The organism is Thioclava sp. L04-15 (assembly GCF_002020275.1).
GTDB lineage: Bacteria > Pseudomonadota > Alphaproteobacteria > Rhodobacterales > Rhodobacteraceae > Thioclava > Thioclava marina.
In genome coordinates this window covers 155193-179543 of record NZ_MPZW01000004.1, presented here as the reverse complement: position 1 = coordinate 179543, position 24351 = coordinate 155193, and the positions used below count along the sequence as shown (strand labels likewise).

Here is a 24351-nt window from a genome sequence, read left to right as displayed (position 1 = left end):
AGGAGGGCCAAAGCCCTCACTCCTCTTCCTCCGCGTCCAGGAGTTCCATGTTGAGGCCGAGGCCCCGGACCTCTTTGACGAGAACGTTGAACGATTCCGGCACGCCGGCTTCGAAATTGTCCTCGCCCTTGACGATCGACTCGTAGACCTTCGTCCGGCCGGCCACGTCGTCCGACTTCACCGTCAGCATCTCCTGCAGGGTGTAGGCGGCGCCGTAGGCTTCCAGAGCCCAGACTTCCATCTCCCCGAGACGCTGACCACCGAACTGCGCCTTACCACCCAGCGGCTGCTGCGTGACGAGCGAGTACGGACCGGTCGAACGGGCGTGCATCTTGTCATCGACGAGGTGGTGAAGCTTGAGGAAGTACTTCACACCCACCGTGACCTTGCGCGCGAACTGCTCGCCGGTGCGGCCGTCGAACACGGTCGACTGACCGGATTGGTCGAAGCCCGCACGCTTGAGCGCGTCGTTGATGTCGGCTTCTTTCGCACCGTCGAAGACCGGGGTCGCGATCGGAACACCGGTGCGGACAGCTTCGGCGCTTTCGATGAAGGCCTCGTCATCCATACCGGCGAGGACCTCGTCATAGGTCTCTTCGCCATAGCCGATCTTCATCGCTTCGCGAACCGGAGTCATGTCGCCGTTGCGGCGATAGGCGCGGATCGCCTCGTCGATCTGGTTGCCCAGACCGCGCGACGCCCAACCCATGTGGGTCTCGAGGATCTGACCGACGTTCATGCGCGAAGGCACGCCCAGCGGGTTCAGCACGAGATCGACAGGGGTGCCATCGGCGAGGAACGGCATGTCTTCCATCGGAACGACTTTCGACACGACGCCCTTGTTCCCGTGACGACCGGCCATCTTGTCGCCTGCCTGAAGCTTGCGCTTCACGGCCACGAAGACCTTGACCATCTTCATCACGCCCGGAGGCAGGTCGTCGCCCTGGCGGACCTTCTCGACCTTGTCCTCGAAGCGCAGGTCCAGCGCGCGTTTCTGCGCCTCGAACTGGTCGTTGAGCGCTTCGACTTCCTTCGCATCGCCCTCGTCTTCGAGCGCGAGCTGCCACCACTGGCCCTTCGACAGGGTGCCCAGCAGTTCGTCGTCGATGGTCGAACCGGCCTTGATGCCTTTCGGCCCCTTCACGGCGGTCTTGCCCATGATCAGGGTCTTGAGACGCGCGTAGATGTTGCGCTCGAGGATCGCGAGCTCGTCGTCCCGGTCACGGGCCAGACGTTCGACTTCCTCACGCTCGATCTGCAGCGCGCGCTCGTCCTTGTCGACGCCGTGACGGTTGAAGACGCGGACTTCCACGATCGTACCATAGGCACCCGGCGGCAGACGCAGCGAGGTGTCGCGCACGTCGGACGCTTTCTCACCGAAGATGGCGCGGAGGAGTTTCTCTTCCGGCGTCATCGGGCTTTCGCCCTTCGGGGTGATCTTGCCCACGAGGATATCGCCCGGCCCCACTTCGGCGCCGATATAGACAATGCCCGCTTCGTCGAGGTTGCGCAGGGCTTCCTCGCCAACGTTCGGGATGTCGCGGGTGATCTCTTCCGGGCCGAGCTTGGTGTCACGCGCCGCCACTTCGTATTCGTCGATGTGGATCGAGGTGAACACGTCGTCGCGGTGGATCCGCTCGGAGATCAGGATCGAGTCTTCGTAGTTGTAGCCGTTCCAGGGCATGAAGGCGACGACCACGTTGCGGCCGATCGCCAGTTCGCCCTGATCGGTCGACGGACCGTCAGCGACAACCTGACCCTTCACCACCTTGTCGCCCACTTTCACGACAGGACGCTGGTTGATGGTCGAGGACTGGTTCGAACGCTTGAACTTGCGCAGACGGTAGATGTCCACGCCCGGATCGCCCGCTTCGAGATCGTCGGTCACGCGAATAACGATACGCTGCGCATCGACCTGGTCGATGATGCCGCCACGGTTCGCGGTGATCGCAGCCCCGGAGTCGCGCGCCACGGTCGCTTCCATGCCGGTCCCGACATAGGGCGCTTCCGAACGCAGCAGCGGCACGGCCTGACGTTGCATGTTCGCACCCATCAGAGCGCGGTTCGCGTCGTCGTTTTCGAGGAACGGGATGAGCGCCGCACCGACCGAGACCAGCTGTTTCGGCGACACGTCGATCAGGTCCACCATTTCCGGCGGGTTGAGCGCGTATTCGCCCGACTGGCGGGTCGAAACGAGGTCGTTGATGAACTTGCCGTTCTCGTCGAGGGTCGCGTTCGCCTGCGCCACGGTGTGACGCATTTCCTCGGTCGCGGACATGTAGACCACCTCGTCGGTGACCTTGCCATCCTCGACCTTGCGATACGGGGTCTCGATGAAGCCATACTTGTTCACGCGGGCGAAGGTGGCCAGCGAGTTGATCAGACCGATGTTCTGACCTTCCGGCGTTTCGATCGGGCACATCCGGCCGTAGTGGGTCGGGTGAACGTCGCGAACCTCGAAGCCCGCGCGCTCGCGGGTCAGACCGCCCGGCCCGAGCGCCGAAAGACGACGCTTGTGCGTGACTTCCGAGAGCGGGTTGGTCTGGTCCATGAACTGCGACAGCTGCGAGGAGCCGAAGAATTCACGCACCGCGGCCGCGGCCGGCTTCGCGTTGATCAGATCCTGCGGCATGACCGTGTCGATCTCGACCGAGGACATGCGCTCCTTGATCGCGCGCTCCATGCGCAGCAGGCCGACGCGATACTGGTTCTCCATCAGTTCGCCGACCGAACGCACACGGCGGTTGCCGAGGTGGTCGATGTCGTCGATCTCGCCCTTGCCGTCGCGCAGTTCCACCAGGCCCTTGATGCAGGCGATGATGTCTTCGCGGCGCAGCGTGCGCTGGGTGTCCGGCGCATCGAGGTCGAGACGCATGTTCATCTTCACGCGACCGACGGCCGAGAGGTCGTAGCGCTCGCTGTCGAAGAACAGGCTGTCGAAGAGCGACGAGGCGGCTTCGACGGTCGGCGGCTCACCCGGACGCATGACGCGGTAGATGTCCATGAGCGCGGTGTCGCGGTTCATGTTCTTGTCCGCGGCCATGGTGTTGCGGATGTAGGGGCCGACATTGACGTTATCGATGTCGAGCACCGGGATCTCGGTGATGCCGTTATCGAGCAGCGTCTTGATCGACCCGCCGACGAGCTCGCCATCCTTGTCGTAATCCGCCGTCAACTCGTCACCCGCTTCGATGTAGATGAAGCCGGTGTCCTCGTTGATGATGTCCTTGGCGCAGAAGCGGCCCAGGATGTGGTCGAACGGCACGAGCAGCTCGGGAACCGAGTTGTCGTCACGCCATTTCTTGACCATGCGCGGGGTCGCCTTGTCGCCCGCCTTGAGGATCACCTCGCCCGAAGCCGCATCGACGAGGTCGAAGGTCGGACGGGTGCCGCGAACGCGGTCGGGGAAGAACTTGGTGACCCAGCCCGAACGGCCCTTGGCGGTGTAGGAGACGGTCTCGTAATAGGCATCCATGATGCCTTCCTGATCGAGGCCGAGCGCATAGAGAAGCGTCGTCACCGGCAGTTTGCGGCGACGGTCGATGCGTGCGAACACCAGATCCTTGGCGTCGAATTCGAAGTCGAGCCACGACCCGCGATAGGGGATGATCCGGCAGGCGAACAGCAGCTTGCCCGAGCTGTGCGTCTTGCCGCGGTCATGGTCGAAGAACACGCCGGGCGAACGGTGCATCTGGCTCACGATGACCCGCTCGGTCCCGTTCACGATGAACGTACCGTTCTTCGTCATCAGGGGCATGTCGCCCATGAAGACATCCTGTTCCTTGATGTCCTTGACCGAGCGCGCGCCGGTTTCCTCGTCCACATCGAACACGATGAGACGCAGGGTGACCTTCAGCGGCGCCGAATAGGTCATGTCGCGCGCCTGGCACTCCTCGACATCGTATTTCGGCTTCTCGAGCTCGTATTTCACGAACTCCAGGATGGCGTTGTCATTGAAATCCTTGATCGGGAAGACCGACTGGAAAACGCCCTGGAGACCCTCGCCATCGGTGGGCTTGTCCGCCTCGCCGGAGCGCAGGAACAGATCGTAGGAGGATTTCTGAACCTCGATGAGGTTCGGCATTTCAAGGACTTCACGGATTTTGCCGTAATAGCGGCGGATGCGTTTTTGACCAACGTAAGCTTGAGCCATGCTCTGCGTGACCTTTCGTCTCTTCGCGACTGGCGCAATGTCGGGGCCCATTGCGCGCCGCAAGGCGAATGAAGGGGGGCGGTTCCATACCTGCCTTCCGTCCCACCGAAAGGCTCCCGAACCGCGAACGCCGCCTTGGAGAGGGCTTCAGGGCGGCAAAGCCCTCTCCGAGACAGGTTCGGCTGGGCCCGGGGATTGCCCGGACCCAGCCCATTTTTCAGATCGGATGCAGGCGCATCCGGCTCGATTACTTGAGCTCGACTTTCGCGCCGGCTTCTTCGAGCTTTTTCTTGATCTCTTCGGCTTCCGCTTTCGCAGCGCCTTCCTTGACCTTGCCGCCAGCCTCAACGAGGTCTTTGGCTTCTTTCAGGCCCAGGCCGGTGATGCCACGGACTTCCTTGATCACGTTGATCTTGTTGGCGCCAGCTTCCACCAGAACGACGTCGAATTCGTCTTTCTCTTCGACAGCTTCAGCAGCACCAGCAGCCGGGCCAGCCATCATGACGGCGCCACCGGCGGCCGGCTCGATGCCGTATTCGTCTTTCAGGATGGTTTTCAGTTCCTGGGCTTCCAGAAGGGTCAGGCCCACGATTTCTTCGGCGAGTTTTTTCAGATCAGCCATTTTACAGTTCCTAGATTTGGGTTTTCCAACGTCGCGGTTTCAAGCCGCTACGGGACAAGTCGATTGCTTACGCAGCCTTTTCCTCGATGGTGGAAAGGATGCTCGCGATGTTCGAAGCAGGCGCGCCAACGGCACCGGCGATGTTCGAAGCGGGTGCACCGATGGCCGAAACGATCTGAGCGATGAGCTCTTCACGCGACGGCATATCGGCGACGGCTTTGACACCGGCGACGTCGAGGGCCGAGTCTCCCATTGCGCCGCCGAGGATTTCGAGTTTCTCGTTATCCTTGGCGTACTTGACGACCACTTTCGCCGCGGCGACAGGGTCCTCAGAATAGGAAAGCACGGTCATGCCCGTCAGGTATTCAGCGATGCTTGCGCAGGGCTGACCTTCAAGGGCGATCTTGGCGAGCTTGTTCTTGGCAACACGAACCGAACCACCCGCTTCACGCATGCGTGCGCGGAGGTCCTGCATGTCAGCAACCGTCATGCCCTCGTAGTGAGCAACCACCACGACGCCAGAGCTTGCGAAGATCTGGCCGAGTTCCTCGACCACTTTCTCTTTTTGGGCTCTATCCACAGTTACACTCCAAGTATGGGGGTTTCCCCCCGGCTCTCATTGTCCCGGTTTCCCGGGGTCGGGTCCGAAGGGCCCGAGGCCAGATCGCCCGAGATCGGCCCGAAGGCCCAAACCAGGATTGGTCTCGATCCCCATCTCAGGAAGGAAATTAAGCCGTCACCTTGCGGGATCGGGCACCCTCCGTCTCGGACAGGTCAGGGCGGAAGCGTCAGGCCGCCGCCCTGCCATCCACCGAGGTCTCCCCCGGAGGAATTCTCTTAGTTGCCGGTCGCCGACGTGAGGTCGAGCGACACGCCCGGGCCCATGGTCGAGCTCAGCGACACCTTCTTGAGGTAGGTGCCCTTCGCGCCCGTGGGCTTGGCTTTCGACACGGCGTCCACGAACGCGCGGACGTTCTGGGCGAGCTGCTCCTCGGTGAAGGAGACCTTGCCGATGCCGCCATGAATGACGCCGGCCTTCTCGACCTTGAACTGGACCTCGCCGCCCTTCGCCGCTTCGACAGCCGCTTTCACGTCCATCGTCACGGTGCCGACCTTCGGGTTCGGCATCAGGTTGCGCGGGCCCAGGACTTTACCCAGACGGCCGACGAGCGGCATCATGTCGGGGGTCGCGATGCAGCGATCGAATTCGATCGTGCCGCCCTGGATGGTTTCCATCAGGTCCTCGGCGCCGACGATATCGGCCCCGGCTTCCTTGGCTTCATCCGCTTTCGCGCCACGGGCGAAGACAGCCACGCGGACGGTCTTGCCGGTGCCGTTCGGCAGAGCGACGACGCCACGAACCATCTGGTCGGCGTGACGCGGGTCAACACCGAGGTTCATCGCGATTTCGAGCGTCTCGTCGAATTTCGCATTCGCGTTCGCCTTGATCAGCGACACGGCGTCCTCGACCGAGATCAGGTCCTTGCCGGCGAAGGCTTCGCGGGCGGCTTTGGTGCGTTTACCGAGATTTGCCATGACTTAGCCTTTCACCTCGATGCCGATCGACTTCGCGGAGCCGAGGATGATGTTCATCGCGCCTTCGATATCGTTGGCGTTCAGGTCTTTCATCTTCGCTTCGGCGATCTGACGAACCTGAGCGGCGGTCACGGTGCCGGCGACTTCACGACCCGGCTTCTCCGAACCCTTCGGACGGTTGCGCTTGCCGACGGGCTTGAGGCCCGCGGCCTGCTTCAGGAAGAAGCTGGCGGTCGGCTGCTTGATCTCGAAGGTGAAGGACTTGTCAGCGTAATAGGTGATGATCGTCGGGATCTTCGCCTGCTTGTCCATCTCCTGCGTCTTGGCGTTGAACGCCTTGCAGAATTCCATGATGTTGATCCCGCGCTGACCCAGCGCCGGACCGACCGGCGGGGACGGGTTCGCGCCGCCTGCCGGGATTTGCAGCTTGAGCTGCCCGATAACTTTCTTGGCCATGTGGCCCTCTCCTTATCACTGTCACACCCGGAGGATGCGAAGTTTAGTGGTTCGGTCCGGGACACCTTGTCTCAGCAAGGGCCCTCGCCTCCCACGGCTCACACTCAGGCGGTTTTCTGCACCTGCGTGTATTCCAGCTCGACCGGCGTCGGCCGGCCAAAGATCGAGACGGTGACCTTCAGGCGGCTCGCCGCCTCGTCCACTTCCTCGACCATGCCCGAGAAGCCCTCGAAGGGCCCGTCGGTCACATTCACGTTCTCGCCGACCTCGAAGGTGATGAGGCTGCGCGGCGCGGCCTGCTCACCCGATTCGTCGACGCGGCTCAGGATGCGGTTCACTTCCGCATCCGACATCGGCATCGGCTTGCCCTGCGGCCCGAGGAAACCGGTCACCCGGTTCGTCGAGTTGATCAGGTGATAACCCTTGTCGGTCATCTCCATCCGCACGAGCACGTAGCCCGGCATGAAGCGACGCTCGGAGGTCACCTTCTTGCCACGACGCACCTCGATCACCTCTTCGGTCGGCACGAGGACTTCTTCGATCTGGTCTTCCAGACCCTTGTCGATCACGGCCTGACGGATGCTCTCGGCCACTTTCTTCTCGAAGTTCGAGAGAACGCTCACCGAATACCAACGTTTCGCCATGCCGATTCTTTGCCTCTTACCACCGATGCCAAGGCACCGAAAATTCCTGTTATATCACGGGGTTGGCCCGCCATCCCCAGAACAAAAAACAGCGTGCACCACGCGAATCGATGCACGCCGGTTCTGGAAAGTTCCGCCCCTTTACCGCCGAAGGCCTTTGAATTCAAGACCGTTAGGCCGCAGCGCGGTCACTTCTTCGCCGCAACTGCGAGAGGCGCAATCGCCGCGTGCCCGTTCGGGGATCAGCTGCCGATCACCTGGGTCACGCCAAGACGGATGATCCAGTCGACGAGCGAGAAGAAGATCGCCGTCAGGGCCGCCATCGCGAGCACCATGCCGGTCGTCAGCAGAACCTCGCGCCGGTTCGGCCAGGTCACCTTGCCCGCTTCCGAGCGCACCTGCTGGAGAAACTGGAGGGGGTTTGCCATTCTCGTCATCCCTTATGCGCGCCGCATGTCGCGCCGCCTCATCTGCCCGAAGCGCCCCGAGAGGCGCAATTGCCGCCAGATACGCGCTCCCCTCCCGGATTTCAAGGCTGATGCCGCCACTGGCCGCGCGCGCAGTGATCTGCGTGATGCGCATGGCGGCCCTGCAGACGGAAAATTGCACCTGCTTCGTGCAAAAGGAGATCACAAGAAGATGGCGCCCTCCGCGCCAGTCATGGAGCAACCCGATGCCGACCGTTCTCAACCGCTATGCCACGCCGTTCATCACCGGCCTCTTCCTCATCTCGTTGATTTCCGGGGTGGCGCTGTTCTTCCACTGGGGCTCGTCGTGGTTCCGTGGCATGCATGAATGGCTCTCGCTGGTCCTGATCGCGCCCTTTGTTCTTCACATCTGGAAGAACTGGCGCGCGATGATGAATTACTTCAAGCGTGCGCCGATGTTCCTGGCGCTCGCCATTTCGTTGGTCGCAGCGCTCGCCTTCGCGATTCCCGCCGCAATGCAACCGAGTGGCGCGGTGCGTGGCGGTCCGCCGCAATTCGCGATCGCTCAGGCGATGTTCGATGCGCCGCTCGGCACCGTCGCCCCGGTCTTCGGGCTCACCGAGCAGGAGGCACTTGCCAAACTTGGCGCGACCACGATCGGCCAGAGCCTGACCCAGATCGCGGAGGCACAGGGCAGCTCTGCGGCTTCGCTGGCGCAGGAGCTTCTGAAACCTGCGGAGTAACCAACGCCAAAACCGTTGCCGCACGGGCGGGGGCGCTCTAAAAAGGAATGCAACCCATGATTGCATTTCGAGCTTCTGTTGCCCCCGAAAACCTCCTTGCTTCACACACGCGCCGCCACACCAGCCCTCCGGCTCTGGCGACGCTTGAGTGGACTGCGCGGCGCGATCGACCGCATCGAGGGGGCAACCGTCACCGGCTGGGCGGCGCAGCGAGGCGCGTCGCCCCCTCTCACAGTCGAACTACATTGCGCAGACGGACGCCTCGCGACACTGCGCGCGGCTGCATATCGGGCTGATCTCGAAGGGGCAGGCATCGGCACGGGGCGGCACGGGTTTTCGATCACCTTGCCGCCTCAGCTGATCGAAGCCGCCCATGCGGGAGGCTGGATCGCTCTTCGCCAAGCGCAGGCAGGCCCGGAAGTCGCGCGGCTCGAACTCGGCACCGAAGCGCATGCATCGGGAAAAGGCTCACCGCTTGCCCGCCATCTCTTCGGTCCACTCCTGCGTCTCGGCGATCCCCTCGCGCACGACGCGCGCCCCGATCTTTCCCGCCATCGCGCGTTTTTCAGCAACCGCGCCGCCGCAGGCCCCGAAGCTCTTCCGGCCCCTCTCTTCGCTTATCTCGATTTTGTCCGCCATCGCGACGCTCGTCCGGAAACATTCCCCCCCGAACACGATGCCGAGCAGATCGGCGAACTCCTGCGCTGGTATCTCGACGAGTACGGCGCGCGGCGTACCGGCCTTCAGACCCCGCTCTCGCGCGCGACGATCGACTGGCTCAACACGGAGGAGAACGGGATCACCCGCGCCATGGGGCTGCTTGACCCGCACGCCCCCGACCGAGAACGCGCGATCGCCCATTGGGCGACCGAACTCGCCCCCGGCCTCGACCTGGCGGATTGCCTGATTTCCGAGGCGCATTGCGCCCACCTCTGCGAACCGCTCACATCCGACCCTTTCGCGCTCAACCGTTTCACGCGCCACCTGCACACCACGATCCCGGCGCTCGGAGCCCTCGACCCGACGCAGAGCGAAGATCGGCGCACCCTGACACTTGCGGTGATGGCGCTTGCGCTCGAACAGCCTGCCTTCCTCTGGTTCGTGCCGCGCACCGATCTCGACACGCTCCTCGACAGCGGCGCTTTCTCGAATTTCGCAACCGACTTGTGTCCCGGCACGTCGGCCTCTCGGTCCCGCTATGGCGCGACCCTGCGCGCAACCGGGTTCGATCTCGACACGCGCAGCTTCCTGCGCAGCCCCGAGGGTCACCGGATCGAGGCCGCCCGCCTCCCTGTGTCCTCAGATGAGCCCGTCGATATCCAGATTCTCGGCCCCTTTCACAAGGCCGCAGGGCTCGGCCAGTCGACCCGGCTCTCGCAAGCGATCCTCGGCCACACCCCCTACAGCCTTCACGCAGTCGATATCGCCCGCGACAACCCCACACCGAGCCGCCCGCGGATCGAGACCGGAGCCGCGCGCCCCGCGCGCATCAACCTGCTGCATCTCAACGCCGAAGCGGTCCCCGCCGCGCCCGCCTACGAGCCCGACACTTTCTCGGGCGCCTACACGATCGCCTATGTCTACTGGGAGCTCGACAGCCCCGCCCTCTGTCACCATCTCGCGCTCGATCTGGTGGATGAGATATGGGTCTCGTCCGAGTACTGCGCCGAGATCTATCGGGGCGCGACCACCAAGCCGGTCACCAATGTCGGCATGTGTTTCGAAGAGCCCCCCGCGATCGAGCGCGCCGAAGCCCGCCGCGCGCTGCACGCCCGCCTCGAACTGCCCGCCTCTGCCTTTACCCTGCTCACAAGCTTCGACAGCTTCTCCTTCCTCCAGCGCAAGAACCCCCTCGGGACGCTGCGCGCCTTCGGCGCGGCCTTCCCCGACGACCCCGAAGCCCGGCTGATCCTCAAGAGCCAGAACCGCGCGAAGGTGCGCGACCCGGCACAAGCCGCGCTCTGGGCGGAAATCGACCGCGAGATCGCCGCCGATCCGCGAGTTCTGCTGCTTGATGAAACGATGGATTATTCCGAGGTCCTGTGCCTGATCGCGGGGGCGGATGGCTATCTCTCTCTGCACCGCTCGGAGGGTTGGGGTTTCGGGATGCTCGAGGCGATGGCGCTCGGCACGCCGGTCCTATGCACCGGATATTCCGGCAATCTCGAGTTTTGCGACCCTCAGACCGCATGGCTCGTTCCGGCCGATCTCGTCGAAGTCGGCCCGCAGGATTACATCTTCGCCCGCCCCGGCCAGCACTGGGGCGAGCCCGACCTTGCCGTCGCAATCGAGCAACTGCGCGCTTTCCGATCTGACCCTGAGCTTCGAAGGAAAAAAGCGGCGCAGGCCCAGATCAGGGTGCGCCGCGATTTCTCGGCCTCCGCCATAGCACGCCGCTACGAGGCGCGCCTACGCGAGATCTTTGCCGAACTCGACGCGCGTTGATCAGACCCAGCGCCCGATCGCCGTGACAGAGACAGTACAGCTGTCGCCCGCAGCGAAACTCGCACCGTTCGCCGCATAGAGCACCCCCCAGGCCCCGGCCGCGCTGCCACCCTCGAAACCGGCAAAGGACACCGCGCCCGCCCCGATAGCGCTGCCCGCCGCGAGACTGTCCGCATCGAGCGCGATGCTCAACGCGGGTGTCGCCACGAAGGCTTGCGGGAACGACCAATAGACCTTGAGCGCCCAGTTCGCGTCATAGGCAAGGCCAAGGCTCTGCGTGCAGATCTGCGTGCCATCGGCGAAACGCACATATTCGCCCGAGGCATTCGTGCCCCGCTCGATCACCGCGCCGCCCGTTTGCGAAACCGTCCCCACGATCGCCGAACCGCTCAGCGCGCCCTCGATCACAGCACCTTGCGCCATTACCGCGCGCCCCGTCGCGGCCTCTACGCGCAGCCCCTCGAACCAGCTCGCGCCATCCGCGCTCGTCTTGATCGCGAAATCGTCACCGCCCGCGATTCCCATCTCGGCGCGACCCGACCAGTTCGACTGGAACAGCAGACTCGCCGTCTCGCCCACCGCTGCCTTGTTCACCTTCAGCTGATGGCCCGCGCCCGCATGGCTCAGCAGTGTCGCATCGGCCGAAACCGCCAGCCTGTTCGTCGCATCATAGCCGGTCGCGATCCCCACACCGTCGAGATTGGTCAGCTCGGGCAGCGGCAGCATGTCCCACGCCCCGCCCGCAAGCACCAGTTCCACCCCCTCGTCGAGCACAAATGCCCGCCAGCCGTCGCGCGGCTCAAGGAATTGCCAGGCCTGCGCCGACCACAGCGCGAGCTTGCCGGCCTGCCCCGCCCAAGCTCCCGTCACGCCAACCGGCAAAAGGTAGCGCGCGCCTTCGGCCGGTGCGAGCGGCGGCTCGGCCTGACTGCGTGAGAGCACCGCGAGCTGCACCAGCGCATCGAGAATTTGCAGCGCTTCATTGTGGGTGACGTGTTTTTGCGCCTGGCTGCCGAGCATATAGGGCAGCGCGAGATTGGCCGAGAGATCAAACATCGAGAACTTCCTGCGCTGAGACGTTACGGGGCAGGACGATAGGCGGACAGGGTTAACAGATTTCGAGCGCGGCGCGCGCTGCCTTGCCCCCGTCTCCACCAACCCCTAGGTTCGGTGCGATCACAGGTTCAGGACTTTCCCGATGGCTCCCAAATTTGGCACCAGTGGCTTGCGCGGTCTCGTGACCGAGCTGACTGCGGATCTCGTCACCGATTACACCCGCGCCTTTCTCGAAGCCTGCCCGACCGGCGGCGCGGTGCATGTGGGCTGGGATCTGCGCCCCTCCTCGCCTGCGATCGCCGAGATGGTGATTGCCGCGATCCGAGCGGCCGGGATCGAGGCGATCCGCGAAGGCGCCCTGCCCACCCCCGCGCTGGCACTGTCCTCGATGGGTACGGGGCACGCCGCGATCATGGTCACCGGAAGTCATATTCCCGCCGACCGCAACGGGCTGAAATTCTACGTTCCCGGGGGCGAAATCACCAAGGAAGACGAACGCGAAATCCTGATGCGTATCGGCCAGGACTGGGAGATTGCGCGCCAACCCGGCGCGCTGACCGAGGGTGCGCAGAGTGCTGCAAATTACATCGCGCGCTATGTCTCAGGTTTCGGGACCGATGCGCTCGCCGGGATGCGCATCGGCATCTACGAGCACAGCTCGGTCGCGCGCGACATCCTGATCGCCGCCATCCAGCAGCTGGGTGCGCAGCCCGTGCCGCTCGCGCGGTCAGACATCTTTATCCCCGTCGATACCGAAGCCGTCGACCCCGCAACCCGCACCCGGCTCGCAACCTGGTGCGCCGAGCACGCACTCGATGCCCTGATTTCCACCGATGGCGATGCCGACCGGCCGATGGTCACCGACGAGACGGGAACGATCGTGCCCGGCGACGTCCTCGGTGCGCTCACCGCGCAGGCGCTCGGCGCGAAGATCCTCTGCACCCCGGTTTCGTCCAACACGATGATCGATGCCATGCCCGAATTCGCGCGGATCGAGCGCACGAAGATCGGCTCTCCCTTCGTCATCGCTGCGATGGAAGCTGCGCTCGACGCAGACCCTCACGCCAGGGTCGTCGGCTTCGAACCCAATGGCGGCTTCCTTCTCGGCTTCACGGCGCAAGGCCCCACTGGCCCGATCCCACCGCTCGCGACCCGCGATTGCCTCCTGCCGATCCTCGCGCCCCTTGTTACGGCGGCCCGCGACGGGGTCCGCCTTTCCGAACTCGTCTCGCGCCTTCCCGCGCGTTTCACCGCCGCCGACCGGCTCGCCGAGATCCCGACCGACCGCTCCGCCGCGCTGATAGATGCGCTCGCCGCCGATCCGGCCGAACGCGCGCGTTTCTTCGACACGCTGGGGCCCACGGAGACGATCGACCGCACCGACGGCCTGCGCCTGCAATTCACCTCGGGCGAGATCGTTCACCTGCGCCCCTCGGGCAATGCCCCGGAGTGCCGCTGCTACGCCGAAGCCGATAGCCCCGCGCGTGCCCGCGCCCTTGTCGAACACCACCTCGCGAAGCTGCGTGACAGTCTGGGCTGAGATCACACATCGACCATCCCGTCGCCGATCCCGCTCAGATCGACATCGACGAATTCGATCGTCACGCCGAGATCACTGAACAGCAGGTCGTCGCCCTGCTCGCTCATATGCGTGCGCACGTCGGCAGCCGAAGTGTAATTGAACCCCTCGAAACTCAGCTTGTCCCAAGGCTCGAGGTCGAGGACTACATGGTGACCGTCCTCGCCCGCGCGGAAGACGAACTGATCGGCCATGATCCCGCCTTGCAGCAAGTTGTAGCCCGCGCCCCCATCGAGGACGTCCTCGAAGTCGAAGGAGCGGAACCAGTCGATCTGCGCCTGCGCACTCTGGGTGATCATTTCGGGGCTCTGTGCGAAAGAAGCCACGACCCGCTCGCGCGTATAAACGCCGCTGTCGAGTTGATCGAGCCACCAGGTCAACCCGCCGCTGTCGGGCGCACGGCCCAGAACGTTTTGATAGAGAAGCGAGATGAACCCCTCATCGTCCAGATTGCCATAGGTACCCAGGAATTCCGGTGAATTGACGAAACCCGAGACCATCTCGAGGAAGTCCATCCCTTCGGCCCGCATCTCGCTCCAATAGACCATGCCGCCCAGGTTCGGCTCACGCCCAAGCGTCGCCTGATAAAGCCGAAACACATCATCGGTGAAATCCGTCTGCGTGCTCACTCGCGACAGGCCCAATGTGTCAATCGCGGTGGCGTCACGAAATTCAGCGCTCTCCGAGAAGCCGACCACGACCTCCTCGCGGCTTTTCGTTCCCGCCTCGAGCTGATCGAGCCACCAGGACAAACCGCCGTTGTCGGGGGGGCGGTCCAGCACGTTCTGATAAAGCAGCGTCAGAAATTCGGTGTCGTTGGTATCCTGATAGAGCGTCTGGAACTCTGCCGAGTTGATGAAACCGTCGGCCACCTGTTGCAGGCTCAACGCGCCCGAGCCCAGAATATCGGTCCAATAGGCGAGCCCATTCGCGTCCGGCGCGCGGTCGAGCGTGGCTTGATAGACCCGGTAGATCTGTGCCGCGAACGGGTCATAGCTGCGGTCGATGCGCCCACCGTTGAGCAGGTCGTCGCCGCCCAGACCTTGCAGGATATCGGGCCCGTCATTGCCCACCAGCGTATCGTTGCCGCCGCGCCCATCGATGAAATCGGCTTGCTGCGTGCCTTCGGTATGAATGTTGCCGATCTCGGGCGGGGTGATCGTGCTGTGCCACATGTCGCGCAGATCGCCGATCGTGAAATCGTCTGCACTCAGACTGCTGCCATCGGCGGACTGCACGAAGACCCGCTCATCCCCGATGCTGATTTCTGCCCCTGTGGCGGTCGATGTGATGTCGAGCGCATCCTTGCTGTAGAACCACGCCATGCCGGAGAGGTCGAGCCGGTCCGTCCCCGGCTCATAATCCATGATCCAGTCAGTCTGCCCGTCGGCATCGAGTACGAAAATATCCGCGCCCGCCCCGCCCCAAAGCGAATCCGCGCCCGCCCCATCTTGAAGGATATCCGCCCCCTCTCCGCCGGTGATCCGGTCATTACCCGAGCCACCCGAGATCAGATCATTCGCAGAGGTTCCCACCGCCTGCCCGCCACCATCCGCCATTCGCAGCGCCAGTCCGGCCGGACCCAACTCGACCCGGAGCTGGGTAATCCCGGTACCCTGATCGCTCAGCGCCGGCGGCACATCCCCCACCACGAAGATATCGAGCCCGGTCGCATCCGCGATCATTTCGGCTGCGCGCGGATCGGCCAGCGCGGTGTCGAGCCCGTCCGCAATCGTACCGATCTGCACCAGCCGCCCGCTCGGCAAGAGCGTCATCAGGCTCACCCCGTCATCGGCTCCGCCGGCGAGTACGTAGCTATGTGCCCCCATCTCGACCGAGTCGAGCGTCGTCACCCCCTGGAAACGGGTCGACAGGTCGTCATTGACCTGATCGGCGACACTCATCGACCCGCCCGGCCCGATTTCGACGACCGAGATCGAACTGGTTCCCGCCGCGCCGAGCAGCGCGAAAGCCTGTCCTCCCACCGTCACCGTTTCAATGGAGTTGGGCGTGTTGATATAAAGCCCGTCGCGCATGTCGATCCGCCCGGCTGGCGACAGCTGCCCGTCCGCGCCCAGAGCGAGACTCGTGAGACTGTTGTCATCGACCGAGGCCGCAAGCAGGAAATGCTCCCCGTTGATCTCGACCGCGCCGAGCGCATGCACGTCATTGCTCTGCCAGAGCGCGCCGGAATTTCCCTGCGCGATTTCCGAGATCTGCCCGCCCGAGCCGATCTCCCACACATGCAGCCCCGGACCTTGACTGAGAGCGCCTACGAGAAATTGCCGCCCCTCGAGCATGAGCGCCTCGATCGACAGGACCGGGCCGGGCGCGACATCTCCCGGCAGGGTGAAGACATCGCTGATCTTGCCGGTCGCTGGCTGCGGGCTCACCGCGCGAAACGCGCCCGAAGACGCCCCGGTGATCAGCAGCGCCGGGCTTCCATCAATGCTGATCTCGGTCAGCGCGCCCGCCGCATCCAGCCCCTCGGTCTCGAACAGATAGGCCGTATCCTTCAGGCTTAGCCCGCGTTCGGGCAGAAGCTGCTGGATGCCGCCGCCGGCGTTGGAAATCGTGTAGAGCTTGAGCCCGTCGGCCTCCTGCACCAGAAGCAGATCGGAAATCGACGCCATGAACCCGTCGGGCCCGTCGATCTTCGTCGCAATCGGCGTGATCTCCACCATGATCCTCTCAGCTCTCCCCGAAAGAGATTTCATCGTCATTTGGTGAAATTCTCTCTGAGCGGATTAAGGAAAGCCTTGCTGAAACCCGGCGGAAATGTGGAAAAACCTTCGCTTTCTATTCAAACCCGACGCAGATAGAACTCGATCAGGCCGAGGCGGTCTGCGTCAGATTGCGTTCGTGACAGGCGATCGCCGCCTCGACATCGTCGAAAAGCTCCAATCGCCCATTTTCGAGCACGGCCGCCGCGTCGCACAGCTCGCGCACCTGGCCCATCGAATGGCTCACCATGATCGCTCCTGCATGGGCCATCCGCGCGCGGAACAGTTCTGCGCTGCGTTCGCGAAACGCACCGTCGCCCACCGCTGTGATCTCATCCACGAGATAGGTGTCGAAGGCGATTCCCATCGAGACCGCGAAAGCCAACCGCGATCGCATCCCCGCCGAATAGGTGCGCAGCGGCATCCGGAGATGGCCGCCGAGGCCCGCGAAGCCCTCGACAAACGCAACCAGCTCGTCGGTATCGACGCCGTAGACCCGCCCGATGAAGCGACAATTCTGTGCGCCCGTCAGATCGTGGTGAAACGAGCCTGCGAAGCCCACCGGGAAAGAGACCGAGCCGCGTGTGATCACCCGGCCGCGATCCGGATTGAGCGTGCCCGCGATCATCTGCAAAAGGGTCGATTTCCCGGCACCATTTCGCCCAAGCAGGGCGACCACGCGGCGGCTGGGGAAACGCGCGCACAGATCGCGCGCGACGATCTTGGTTCCCCCATTGATCCGGTAGGATTTACTCAGATTGTGCAAGCGGATCATCGGCCGTCCTCAGCGCCGGTCGCGAACCGAATAGCCCGCGAGCGTACCGATCGCCCAGAGCAGAAACAGCGTCCCCGCGACCATCACGAACAGTACGAGGCGCCTTGGATATTCCGCGCTCTCGGCCAATGTCGGCTCCATATAAGCCGCGAGATACCGGCTCTTGCGCCGTGCTTCGGCCGCTGCCGCATCGTAATTTGCCAGCGTCGCGGCATAGGCACGCTCGGCAAAGTCGCGCTCCGCCATCAACCGCTCGAACTCACCAACGATATCGGCATAGGCCTGATCACCCTGATCGCCCTGCCCGATGCCGAGCTTTTCACGCTCCGCCCGGATCCGCTCCTCGATCACCGCCAGCCGCCGCTCGGCGTGCTTGAGCCGAGGATCGGAGGCGTTGCGCACCGTGTCGCGCAGCAGGTCGATATCGATCATCACCTGTGCCTGCTGCTCCTCGAGCGTACCAAGCACCCCGGCCTGGCTTTGCAGGTCCATTTCCGGCGAAATCAGTTGGTGGGTGTTGCGAAAGCCGGTCAGCTTCATTCTCGCGGCGCTCAATCGCGCCTCGGCGCGCTCCAGCTCGCCGCGCGCATGGGCAATCGCATCCTCGCGCGCGATCGCACTCAGCTGGTTGATCATGTCCGAGCTGCGCGCCAGAAGCGCCTGCGAGATGCGCTGCGCATCCGTCGGATCGAAGGCGCGCACCTCGATGTCGAGAAGCCCCGCCCCGGCACCATGACTGACCCGCACCATCCGGCCCCAATACTCGGCCAGATCCTCGAGTGCGGCATCGGGGGCGAGACCGAAGACGTAATCACCCCGCGCCCGCGACCAGATCGCGCGCAGGTCAAGCGCGGCATCGAGCTCGGCTACAAGGGTCGAGCTCTGGATGAAGGCATAAAGAATGTCGGTATCGCTCGAACTGCTGCCCGATAGGCTCGATAACCCGCCCAGAAGATCGACCGTTGGCCCCGCCTCCTCGCGCTGCACGGTGAATCCCAGCCGCGAGACGAATTGATCCGCAGCCCGCCCCCAGAGATAGGCTGCGGCGCCCAGTGCCGGGGCCAGCACGAACAGTAGGAAACTGAGTGCGACCACCGTATGACGCAACCGCCAACCTCCGTGCCGCGCTGGATCCGGCAGCGCCTTGACGCCGGGAGCGGAGGGTTCGATCCGACGGGCCGGAACGGGAGGAGACTCGACCGGCGCCACATCCGTGCGGCTCCCGTGCAGAGATTGCACCTTTGCCGTCTCCGCAATCTCGCCATTCTTAGCGTTTTCTTTAGCCAGAGCTCTCAAGATCGCCTCCATATCCGGTCACCCGCCGAACCCTCTGAGGCCATCTAACGGGAGCGGACTTGCATTTTGGTTAAGGAAGCTCAGAGCATGTCATTCAACGCGCCCCCCGCCCAAGCGCCCCGCGCACGCTCCCTGCCGGGGCTGCGCGCGATCTGGGCGCTGATCCTTCGCGAGATGTCTTCGAGCTACGGGCGCTCTCCGGGCGGCTATCTGTGGGCTTTCCTCGAGCCCCTTGGCGGCATTGCGCTTCTGACGCTGGTCTTCTCGTTCACCTTCCACGCGCCACCCCTGGGCTCGAGCTTCGCGCTCTTCTACGCGACGGGCCTCCTGCCCTTCATGCTCTTTTCCGACGTGCAGGCGAAGATCGCCCATGCACTGATCTATTCGCGCGCGCTTCTGGCCTATCCGGCGGTGAGCTTCCTCGACGCGCTGATCGCGCGCTTCCTCCTCAACACGCTGACGAAATTGCTCGTCTCCTACGCCGTGCTTGCAGGATGCCTGCTCCTGCTCGACACCGGCGCTCGTCCTGATCTCGCGCGCATCCTCGAGGCCTACGGGCTGGGCGCGCTGCTCGCACTCGGGGTTGGCGTGCTCAACTGCTATCTCTTCATCCGCTTCCCTGTCTGGGCGCATGGCTGGTCGATCCTGATGCGGCCGATGTTCATCGTATCTGGCGTCTTTTTCCTGATCGACCACCTGCCGGAGCCCGTTGCACGCCTGCTCTGGTTCAACCCGCTCGTGCATGTGATCGGGCGGCTGCGCGAAGGGATCTACGGCGGCTACCGGCCCGACTATCTCTCGCCATCCTATGTTGCAGGCGTCTCGCTGATCTGCCTCGCGCTCGGTCTCGCACTCCTGCGCAAAAGCTATCGCGATCTGCTTGCCCGCTAGGCTGCCATGTCCTCGACCCGGGCGATCCGCGCGTCGAGACGTTGCATCCCTCCCCAGGCCCAGCGCTGCCGGGCACGCCGGTCGAGCGCGATCAAGCGCTGCAACAAACCGGTCGCGACCGCATCCCAGTCCGACAACGGCGCCGCGAGGCGGGGCCGGTCAGGAATTCCCGGCGGGGGGAGCCCATTTGCAAGGCTCGCCCGAGCGCATCCCGCGACGAGAGCCTCGATCAGTTGCGCGAGCTCTGCGCGGTCATCGAGAGGCGTGGGGCCTGTTTCGATTTCGGGAAGATAGGGACAGTCTTCTTGCCAAAGCGGATCACAAAGCAGCTGCCGCGCCACCCCTTCGGGCAGAAAACGCTCAAGCACACCGCGATTTTCGCTCGTGAGTGTTGCGATCCGAGGCAGGTGATGGGGCGCGATCGCCCAGGCACGGCGCGCGGGGCGCGGACACCAACGCTGGATGATGAACTCAAGCGCCGCATCGTGACCCGTACGGCGAAACTGCCGATTGCGGAGCAAAAAACCGACCAGCGCGGGCGATGCAGCCCCGTGGCGCGGCCCCTCCAGCGCGAGATCACTCGCGATCCGCGCCTTGAAATCCTGCAGCACATTGCCGGTCGCCAGATCCAGCGTGACATTCGGGATTTCCGACCAGCGTCGCAAGTTCATGCCGAAACTGTAGGACAGCTGTCGATGGCGCAGCCAATCGTCGAAACACGGGCGCGTCCACACTCCCCATTGCCAGAATGCGGCATTGAGCCAAGGCAAGGGCGGGCGCAAATAGGTAATGACCTGAACCGGTGGAAATCCCATGGCGCCGAGTGCTTGCGCGAAGCGTTCGGGATGGCGGATCCAGCCCTCGCTCGACATGATCGGCAGGTAGCCATCGCGACGACCTTGCGCAATTTCCAAGCCGATCGCATTGAACAGGGCCGAGCCGGACACCTGCCTGCCGAGATCGGGCCAGGATTGGTAGCCATAGGGCGACCAGGCGGCGAGCTGGCGCAGCATCGAACCGTGCAACCGCATCACGCGGCCCCTGATTTCCAGCATGGCGCTGTAGCGCAACGAGCGCCCCTGTGTCCCGGTCAGATCCGGTCGCGCGCTCAGAACCGTCTGCAGCGCCGAACTGCCGCATTTCGGCGCACCGATATGCAAGACCGCAGCTCTGTCCCCGAAAGCACTCATGCCGCATACCGCATATGTCTGGTCCGCGCGACGAGCGGTGAAATATCGATCGCCCCCGGCACGTCGGGCAACGGCAAGACGACACCCTGCGCCCCGGCGGCTCGCACCGCCTCGGCCTGGGCACCAAGGTCGAAACAGGCAACCGGCAGACCTGTCGCAAGCGCCTCGCGCGTGGTGTAGGAAAATGTCTCGGGCCAGATTGACGGGATCAGCCAGGCGGAAATGCCGTAGCGCGCAACCAGACGCGGCAGATCCGAGAGCCGGTACGCACCATGCACGACCGAGGGTGGCGCGAGCCGATATCCGGGATCGAGCGCGCCGATCACCACGAGGCGAATGCCCTGGCGCGCGAGTTCCGTGCTCAGCGCCGCGACTTCGGCTGCACCTTTATGCGCCCCGATATTGCCGAGAACACCGATCACCACGGACCCCTCATGGCCCGAAACCGGGCAATTGCGAAGAGCCGCAAGACGCAGATCCATCTCGTGCGGGCGCAGGACGATCTTGTCGCGCGCCGCCGGAAAAACCTGCATGACCACCGCGCGCGCGGCATGGGAGAAAACCGTCACCTGATCTGCGGCTGCAATCGCGCGTCCCCAGGCTGACTGCCATTCCGCAAGCCCACTCTTACCGCGATGCGCGCAATCTCGGGCAAGCGCATCGCCCGCCACGGGCACTCCGTGATAGCGACCATCGGCGCAAAGCAACGTGTAGGAAGGGCTGATCGGAAAATAGTCATGCATCTCGATCTCGAGCCTCTGCCCGGCGGACAACTCCCTCAGAACGTCCGGCAGCGATAGCGGATCGGGATCGCCTACCCCGCAGGCGTAAATCACCTCTCGCCGCTCGATGTTGGCAAGCAGCTGGATCATTGCCTCGGTATCATCGCTATATCCCCGCATCACCCCTTCGGCTCCGTGAAGCTCGATCCGCCAGCGATGCCGCAACCCCACGCGCAGGACGACCGCCCGCCGCCCCGCTGCGATCTCTGCGGCAAGCCGCCCGTCGAGGTATTGCTCCACCCCGCCGCCCTGAGAGTGGGCGAGCCAGATGCGCAACGGCGACGTCTGGCAGCCCCCGGCATGGGCCAACGCCACCGCGAACCGCGCCGCGCGCAGCGGATCGTCTGCGAGGAAGCGTCGAACCGCCCCCTCGTAACGCGGATAGCGGCGACAGATCTCAAGGTGATTGCGAGACAAGAGCCGCGTCTTCTCGGCCGTGCCGAAGGATGCACCGCCTTGATGTTCCACAAAAAGCGTCGCGATCCCGAGATGCCGCCCACCCAGAGCCGCGACGCGCTGGCACCAATCGGTTTCCTCCCCGTAGCCGCGCCCGAACGCCGGATCGAACCGGGGCAATCGAGCCAGAAACCCAGGCGCCATCGCCATGCAGAACCCGATCCCCGTGGGCAGCTCTGCCGTCGCGAATTCCGGAGCAAGCCGCCGCGCCTGCGCGTCGATCCGGTCCACAGCCCCCGCGGGCAGGTCATTGCGCTGCCCCATCGCCGGGACGGAGAGGATCTCGGCGTCATTCGACATCGGTGTCACGCTCGCGACATCTTGCGCGGCCAGCGGCGCGACCAGCCGCGAGGCCCAGCCCGAAGGCACGAAGACATCCGAATTGAGCAGGATCACCGGGCGGGAGGGCGCATGGGTCCGCACCCAGTCGAAGCCGAGATTGACGCTTGCCACGAAGCCAAGATTGCGCACGTTTTCAAGAAGAGTGACGCGCGTGCGCGCCTCCGCCCAGTCGCGCAGAAAAGGACGCACGCGCGGATCGCTCGATCCGTCCTCGATCAGGAGCAGATGCCAGTCGAGATCGGTATGGGCTTCGACCCGTCGCAACGATTCGGCCAATAGATCGAAGGCGTTGAAGATGGGCATGACGATCACCACCGGCCCCCGCGCTCGCGCCCTTTCAGCGATCACATCCGCCAGAAGCCCCGAAGGCATCTCTCCCGCAGCGGCAGGTACAGCCAAGCCCAGCGCCTCTTTCACGCGCTGACGCGAGCACAGATCCCCATGCTGTTTCCAACGCCAGATTGCAGGCATGTGCCGCAAGAGAATCCACAGGAAACGCACCATCAACATCACGCGGGCCCACGCCATGCGCTGACGCGAAAGCCCCGGCAAGGCGATCTCCTCCACCCCGGCCTCAGTTTGCACGATGAGCGCCGCAGAGCCCGGTTCATAAGGCAGATCGAAGAGGAAATGACCCTTGTCCGGGCCGGGTTCGGCTTGCGGCCGTGCCCAGCTGGTCGCGGCGCCCAGCCGCAAACCGATGCGCAGAGCAGCGATCCAGCCCTCCAGAAGCAGTCGGTTCTGCCACAGTTCGACCCGCGCGATCCGGCCGGGCAACGCCCCCGGATCAGGTGCACGCATATCAATCCGCAGATTCGCCTCGGCGAACCGGTCAAAAATGCGAAGGGTTCTGCCCAGCAAGACGCACTCCGTAACACATAAGCGCGCGGCCCGTAGCGGGGCGCGCCTGAACAGTTACGCGAAGAAGCGTTAATTTACGGGAAACGGCTGGCAGGGGCGGAGGGGCTCGAACCCCCGACCCTCGGTTTTGGAGACCGATGCTCTACCAACTGAGCTACACCCCTAGGCCGTGGCGTGGGTGCTAAGCCAGCGCGCAGGCGAAATCAAGAGCGATTTCGCGATTTTCAAAGAGATTACGCCTCGCCTCCGCTCTGCCGCCCGATCGCGGACGAAAAGACCTCGGAACGCGCCGCGCGCGCCTCTCATTCGTGGCCCAAGGCAAGGCGCTCCCAGCGCCTCAAGCGACACGAAAAAATCCGGCGCATCCATTGCAGCGCGACCTAGTCTCTTGCGTATTTCTTGAGCAGGCGCATGAGCCCCATCACCACCAGTTGCCCCACCACGATCAGCACACAGGTAATCACCAGATAGGTGAAGGCAGAGGCGGAGGTCAGCCCCGGCATGCCCCCGAGATTGACCCCGAACAACCCGGTGAGGAAGCCCAGCGGCAGGAAGATCGCCGAGACCACCGAAAGCACGAAGGTATTTCGGTTGACCCGGTCGGAAAGCTGGCTTGACAGTTCCTCGCGCAAGACCTGCGCCTGATCGCGCAGCTCGTCCATATCTTCCGCGATCCGCGTCATCTTCAGGGTCTCTTCCTCGATCTCGCGCTGGGTCACCTCGTCGATCACCGGGCTTTCCGCCTGCGAGACCCGCAAGAGCGCGTCGCGCTGCGGCAAGATATATCTCCGCGCCGCGATCACCTTCAGCCGCAGTTCGAGCACGTCCTGACGCATGTGATCGGCCTGACCGGAATAAACCTGATCCTCCAGCGTCTCGGCCTGTTCGTCGAGTTCGCGCTGGAAATTCCCGATGCTCGAAACGATGTCCTCGGTCAGCCGCACGAGGAAGGTGCCCGGATCGCTCGGCCCGCCCCCGTCATGCAGGGTCTGGTTCATCCGTTCGATCGCCCGCACCCGCTTGCGCGAGATCGTCAGGATCCGCTCTCTGTCGAGATACATGCGCAGCGAGACCATGTCCTCGGGGTCTTCGCCCTCGTTGAAGTTGATCGCGCGCAGGATCACGAGGATGCCCTCGCCGACCACGCTCATCCGCGGCCGCGTATCCACGTCGAGCAGTGCCTCGACCGCCTGCGGGTCGAGATAATCGAGCTCCTCGCGGATCCAGCGCTGCGCCTGCGGGTGGGTGCCGTCGAGATGCGCCCATGCCAGCCGTTCGTCGCGCAGCGCCGCCACGATATCCGAGGGGCCTTCAGGATCGGGCGCACCGGTCAGGACGTGGGAAAAGAGAATCGGGCTTTGGGTCATCGGATC

General features: G+C 64.0%; 18 protein-coding genes and 1 tRNA gene. 4 read left to right on the top strand and 15 right to left on the bottom strand.

The features are described from left to right. Positions 1 to 16: 16 nt before the first annotated feature. From rpoB to secE, 7 genes are all read right to left on the bottom strand, one after another. Entirely contained in the window at positions 17 to 4153 is a 4137-nt protein-coding gene (gene rpoB / locus BMI90_RS10990; protein WP_078529319.1) for a DNA-directed RNA polymerase subunit beta, read from the bottom strand. A gap of 247 nt (positions 4154 to 4400) precedes the next feature. Further along, a complete protein-coding gene (gene rplL / locus BMI90_RS10985; protein WP_038074704.1) occupies positions 4401 to 4775 on the bottom strand; it encodes a 50S ribosomal protein L7/L12 in 375 nt (124 codons plus the stop codon). Positions 4776 to 4842: 67 nt separating this feature from the next. Then, entirely contained in the window at positions 4843 to 5355 is a 513-nt protein-coding gene (gene rplJ, locus BMI90_RS10980; protein WP_078529316.1) for a 50S ribosomal protein L10, read from the bottom strand. 257 nt (positions 5356 to 5612) lie between these two features. Further along, positions 5613 to 6311 carry a 50S ribosomal protein L1 gene (rplA, locus tag BMI90_RS10975; protein WP_078529314.1) on the bottom strand — a complete coding sequence of 233 codons (699 nt, stop codon included), beginning with the start codon at positions 6309 to 6311 and terminating at the stop codon, positions 5613 to 5615. A gap of 3 nt (positions 6312 to 6314) precedes the next feature. Continuing rightward, entirely contained in the window at positions 6315 to 6767 is a 453-nt protein-coding gene (gene rplK / locus BMI90_RS10970) for a 50S ribosomal protein L11 (protein ID WP_078529312.1), read from the bottom strand. Positions 6768 to 6871: 104 nt separating this feature from the next. Next, a complete protein-coding gene (gene nusG, locus BMI90_RS10965; protein ID WP_078529310.1) occupies positions 6872 to 7411 on the bottom strand; it encodes a transcription termination/antitermination protein NusG in 540 nt (179 codons plus the stop codon). Positions 7412 to 7653: 242 nt separating this feature from the next. Further along, positions 7654 to 7839 carry a preprotein translocase subunit SecE gene (gene secE, locus BMI90_RS10960; RefSeq protein WP_038074699.1) on the bottom strand — a complete coding sequence of 62 codons (186 nt, stop codon included), beginning with the start codon at positions 7837 to 7839 and terminating at the stop codon, positions 7654 to 7656. Positions 7840 to 8084: 245 nt separating this feature from the next. On the opposite strand from secE, the gene BMI90_RS10955 reads away from it, so the two are divergent. After that, positions 8085 to 8582, top strand: a complete 498-nt coding sequence (locus tag BMI90_RS10955; protein ID WP_078529609.1) for a DUF4405 domain-containing protein — start codon at positions 8085 to 8087, stop codon at positions 8580 to 8582. 144 nt (positions 8583 to 8726) lie between these two features. Beyond that, positions 8727 to 11027, top strand: coding sequence for a glycosyltransferase (locus BMI90_RS10950; RefSeq protein WP_146671264.1), 2301 nt, complete (start codon positions 8727 to 8729; stop codon positions 11025 to 11027). Here BMI90_RS10950 and BMI90_RS10945 read toward each other — a convergent pair whose 3' ends face one another. Then, a complete protein-coding gene (locus tag BMI90_RS10945; protein ID WP_078529306.1) occupies positions 11028 to 12083 on the bottom strand; it encodes a DUF2793 domain-containing protein in 1056 nt (351 codons plus the stop codon). A 142-nt stretch (positions 12084 to 12225) separates the two neighbouring features. Here BMI90_RS10945 and BMI90_RS10940 point away from each other — a divergent pair, with 142 nt between their 5' ends. Then, positions 12226 to 13623, top strand: coding sequence for a phosphomannomutase (locus BMI90_RS10940; RefSeq protein WP_078529304.1), 1398 nt, complete (start codon positions 12226 to 12228; stop codon positions 13621 to 13623). 2 nt (positions 13624 to 13625) lie between these two features. Here the strand turns inward: BMI90_RS10940 and BMI90_RS10935 are convergent, their stop codons facing one another. The 3 genes from BMI90_RS10935 to BMI90_RS10925 all read right to left on the bottom strand — a co-directional run bounded on the left by BMI90_RS10935 (position 13626) and on the right by BMI90_RS10925 (position 18399). Continuing rightward, positions 13626 to 16346, bottom strand: a complete 2721-nt coding sequence (locus BMI90_RS10935) for a DUF4214 domain-containing protein (protein WP_168172757.1) — start codon at positions 16344 to 16346, stop codon at positions 13626 to 13628. Between the two features lie 145 nt (positions 16347 to 16491). Beyond that, a complete protein-coding gene (locus BMI90_RS10930) occupies positions 16492 to 17160 on the bottom strand; it encodes an ABC transporter ATP-binding protein (protein ID WP_078529301.1) in 669 nt (222 codons plus the stop codon). Positions 17161 to 17169: 9 nt separating this feature from the next. Further along, positions 17170 to 18399 (bottom strand): hypothetical protein, encoded by a 1230-nt coding sequence (locus BMI90_RS10925; protein WP_246831534.1) that lies wholly within the window; start codon positions 18397 to 18399, stop codon positions 17170 to 17172. Positions 18400 to 18543: 144 nt separating this feature from the next. On the opposite strand from BMI90_RS10925, the gene BMI90_RS10920 reads away from it, so the two are divergent. Next, the gene (locus BMI90_RS10920) at positions 18544 to 19347 is read left to right on the top strand and encodes an ABC transporter permease (protein WP_078529299.1); all 804 of its coding nucleotides are present in this window, start codon (positions 18544 to 18546) and stop codon (positions 19345 to 19347) included. On the opposite strand, the gene BMI90_RS10915 is transcribed toward BMI90_RS10920, so the two are convergent. The 4 genes from BMI90_RS10915 to BMI90_RS10900 all read right to left on the bottom strand — a co-directional run bounded on the left by BMI90_RS10915 (position 19344) and on the right by BMI90_RS10900 (position 24345). After that, on the bottom strand, positions 19344 to 20537 hold the full coding sequence (locus BMI90_RS10915; protein ID WP_146671263.1) for a hypothetical protein: 1194 nt from the start codon (positions 20535 to 20537) through the stop codon (positions 19344 to 19346). The genes BMI90_RS10920 and BMI90_RS10915 overlap by 4 nt on opposite strands. Then, positions 20534 to 22918 carry a glycosyltransferase gene (locus tag BMI90_RS10910; protein WP_146671262.1) on the bottom strand — a complete coding sequence of 795 codons (2385 nt, stop codon included), beginning with the start codon at positions 22916 to 22918 and terminating at the stop codon, positions 20534 to 20536. Before BMI90_RS10910 ends, BMI90_RS10915 begins: the two co-directional genes overlap by 4 nt. 148 nt (positions 22919 to 23066) lie before the next feature. Then, positions 23067 to 23142, bottom strand: a tRNA-Trp gene (locus tag BMI90_RS10905). A gap of 216 nt (positions 23143 to 23358) precedes the next feature. Continuing rightward, entirely contained in the window at positions 23359 to 24345 is a 987-nt protein-coding gene (locus BMI90_RS10900) for a zinc transporter ZntB (RefSeq protein ID WP_078529294.1), read from the bottom strand. Positions 24346 to 24351 lie beyond the last annotated feature (6 nt).

Coding starts and splice junctions, on each gene's coding strand:
- nusG (WP_078529310.1), bottom strand. CDS start 7,411: ATGGCGAAACGTTGGTATTCGGTGAGCGTTCTCTCGAACTTCGAGAAG.
- BMI90_RS10940 (WP_078529304.1), top strand. CDS start 12,226: ATGGCTCCCAAATTTGGCACCAGTGGCTTGCGCGGTCTCGTGACCGAG.
- BMI90_RS10915 (WP_146671263.1), bottom strand. CDS start 20,537: ATGAGTGCTTTCGGGGACAGAGCTGCGGTCTTGCATATCGGTGCGCCG.
- BMI90_RS10910 (WP_146671262.1), bottom strand. CDS start 22,918: ATGCGTGCACCTGATCCGGGGGCGTTGCCCGGCCGGATCGCGCGGGTC.
- BMI90_RS10955 (WP_078529609.1), top strand. CDS start 8,085: ATGCCGACCGTTCTCAACCGCTATGCCACGCCGTTCATCACCGGCCTC.
- rpoB (WP_078529319.1), bottom strand. CDS start 4,153: ATGGCTCAAGCTTACGTTGGTCAAAAACGCATCCGCCGCTATTACGGC.
- rplK (WP_078529312.1), bottom strand. CDS start 6,767: ATGGCCAAGAAAGTTATCGGGCAGCTCAAGCTGCAAATCCCGGCAGGC.
- BMI90_RS10920 (WP_078529299.1), top strand. CDS start 18,544: ATGTCATTCAACGCGCCCCCCGCCCAAGCGCCCCGCGCACGCTCCCTG.
- secE (WP_038074699.1), bottom strand. CDS start 7,839: ATGGCAAACCCCCTCCAGTTTCTCCAGCAGGTGCGCTCGGAAGCGGGC.
- BMI90_RS10945 (WP_078529306.1), bottom strand. CDS start 12,083: ATGTTTGATCTCTCGGCCAATCTCGCGCTGCCCTATATGCTCGGCAGC.
- BMI90_RS10900 (WP_078529294.1), bottom strand. CDS start 24,345: ATGACCCAAAGCCCGATTCTCTTTTCCCACGTCCTGACCGGTGCGCCC.
- BMI90_RS10935 (WP_168172757.1), bottom strand. CDS start 16,346: ATGGTGGAGATCACGCCGATTGCGACGAAGATCGACGGGCCCGACGGG.
- BMI90_RS10930 (WP_078529301.1), bottom strand. CDS start 17,160: ATGATCCGCTTGCACAATCTGAGTAAATCCTACCGGATCAATGGGGGA.
- rplL (WP_038074704.1), bottom strand. CDS start 4,775: ATGGCTGATCTGAAAAAACTCGCCGAAGAAATCGTGGGCCTGACCCTT.
- rplA (WP_078529314.1), bottom strand. CDS start 6,311: ATGGCAAATCTCGGTAAACGCACCAAAGCCGCCCGCGAAGCCTTCGCC.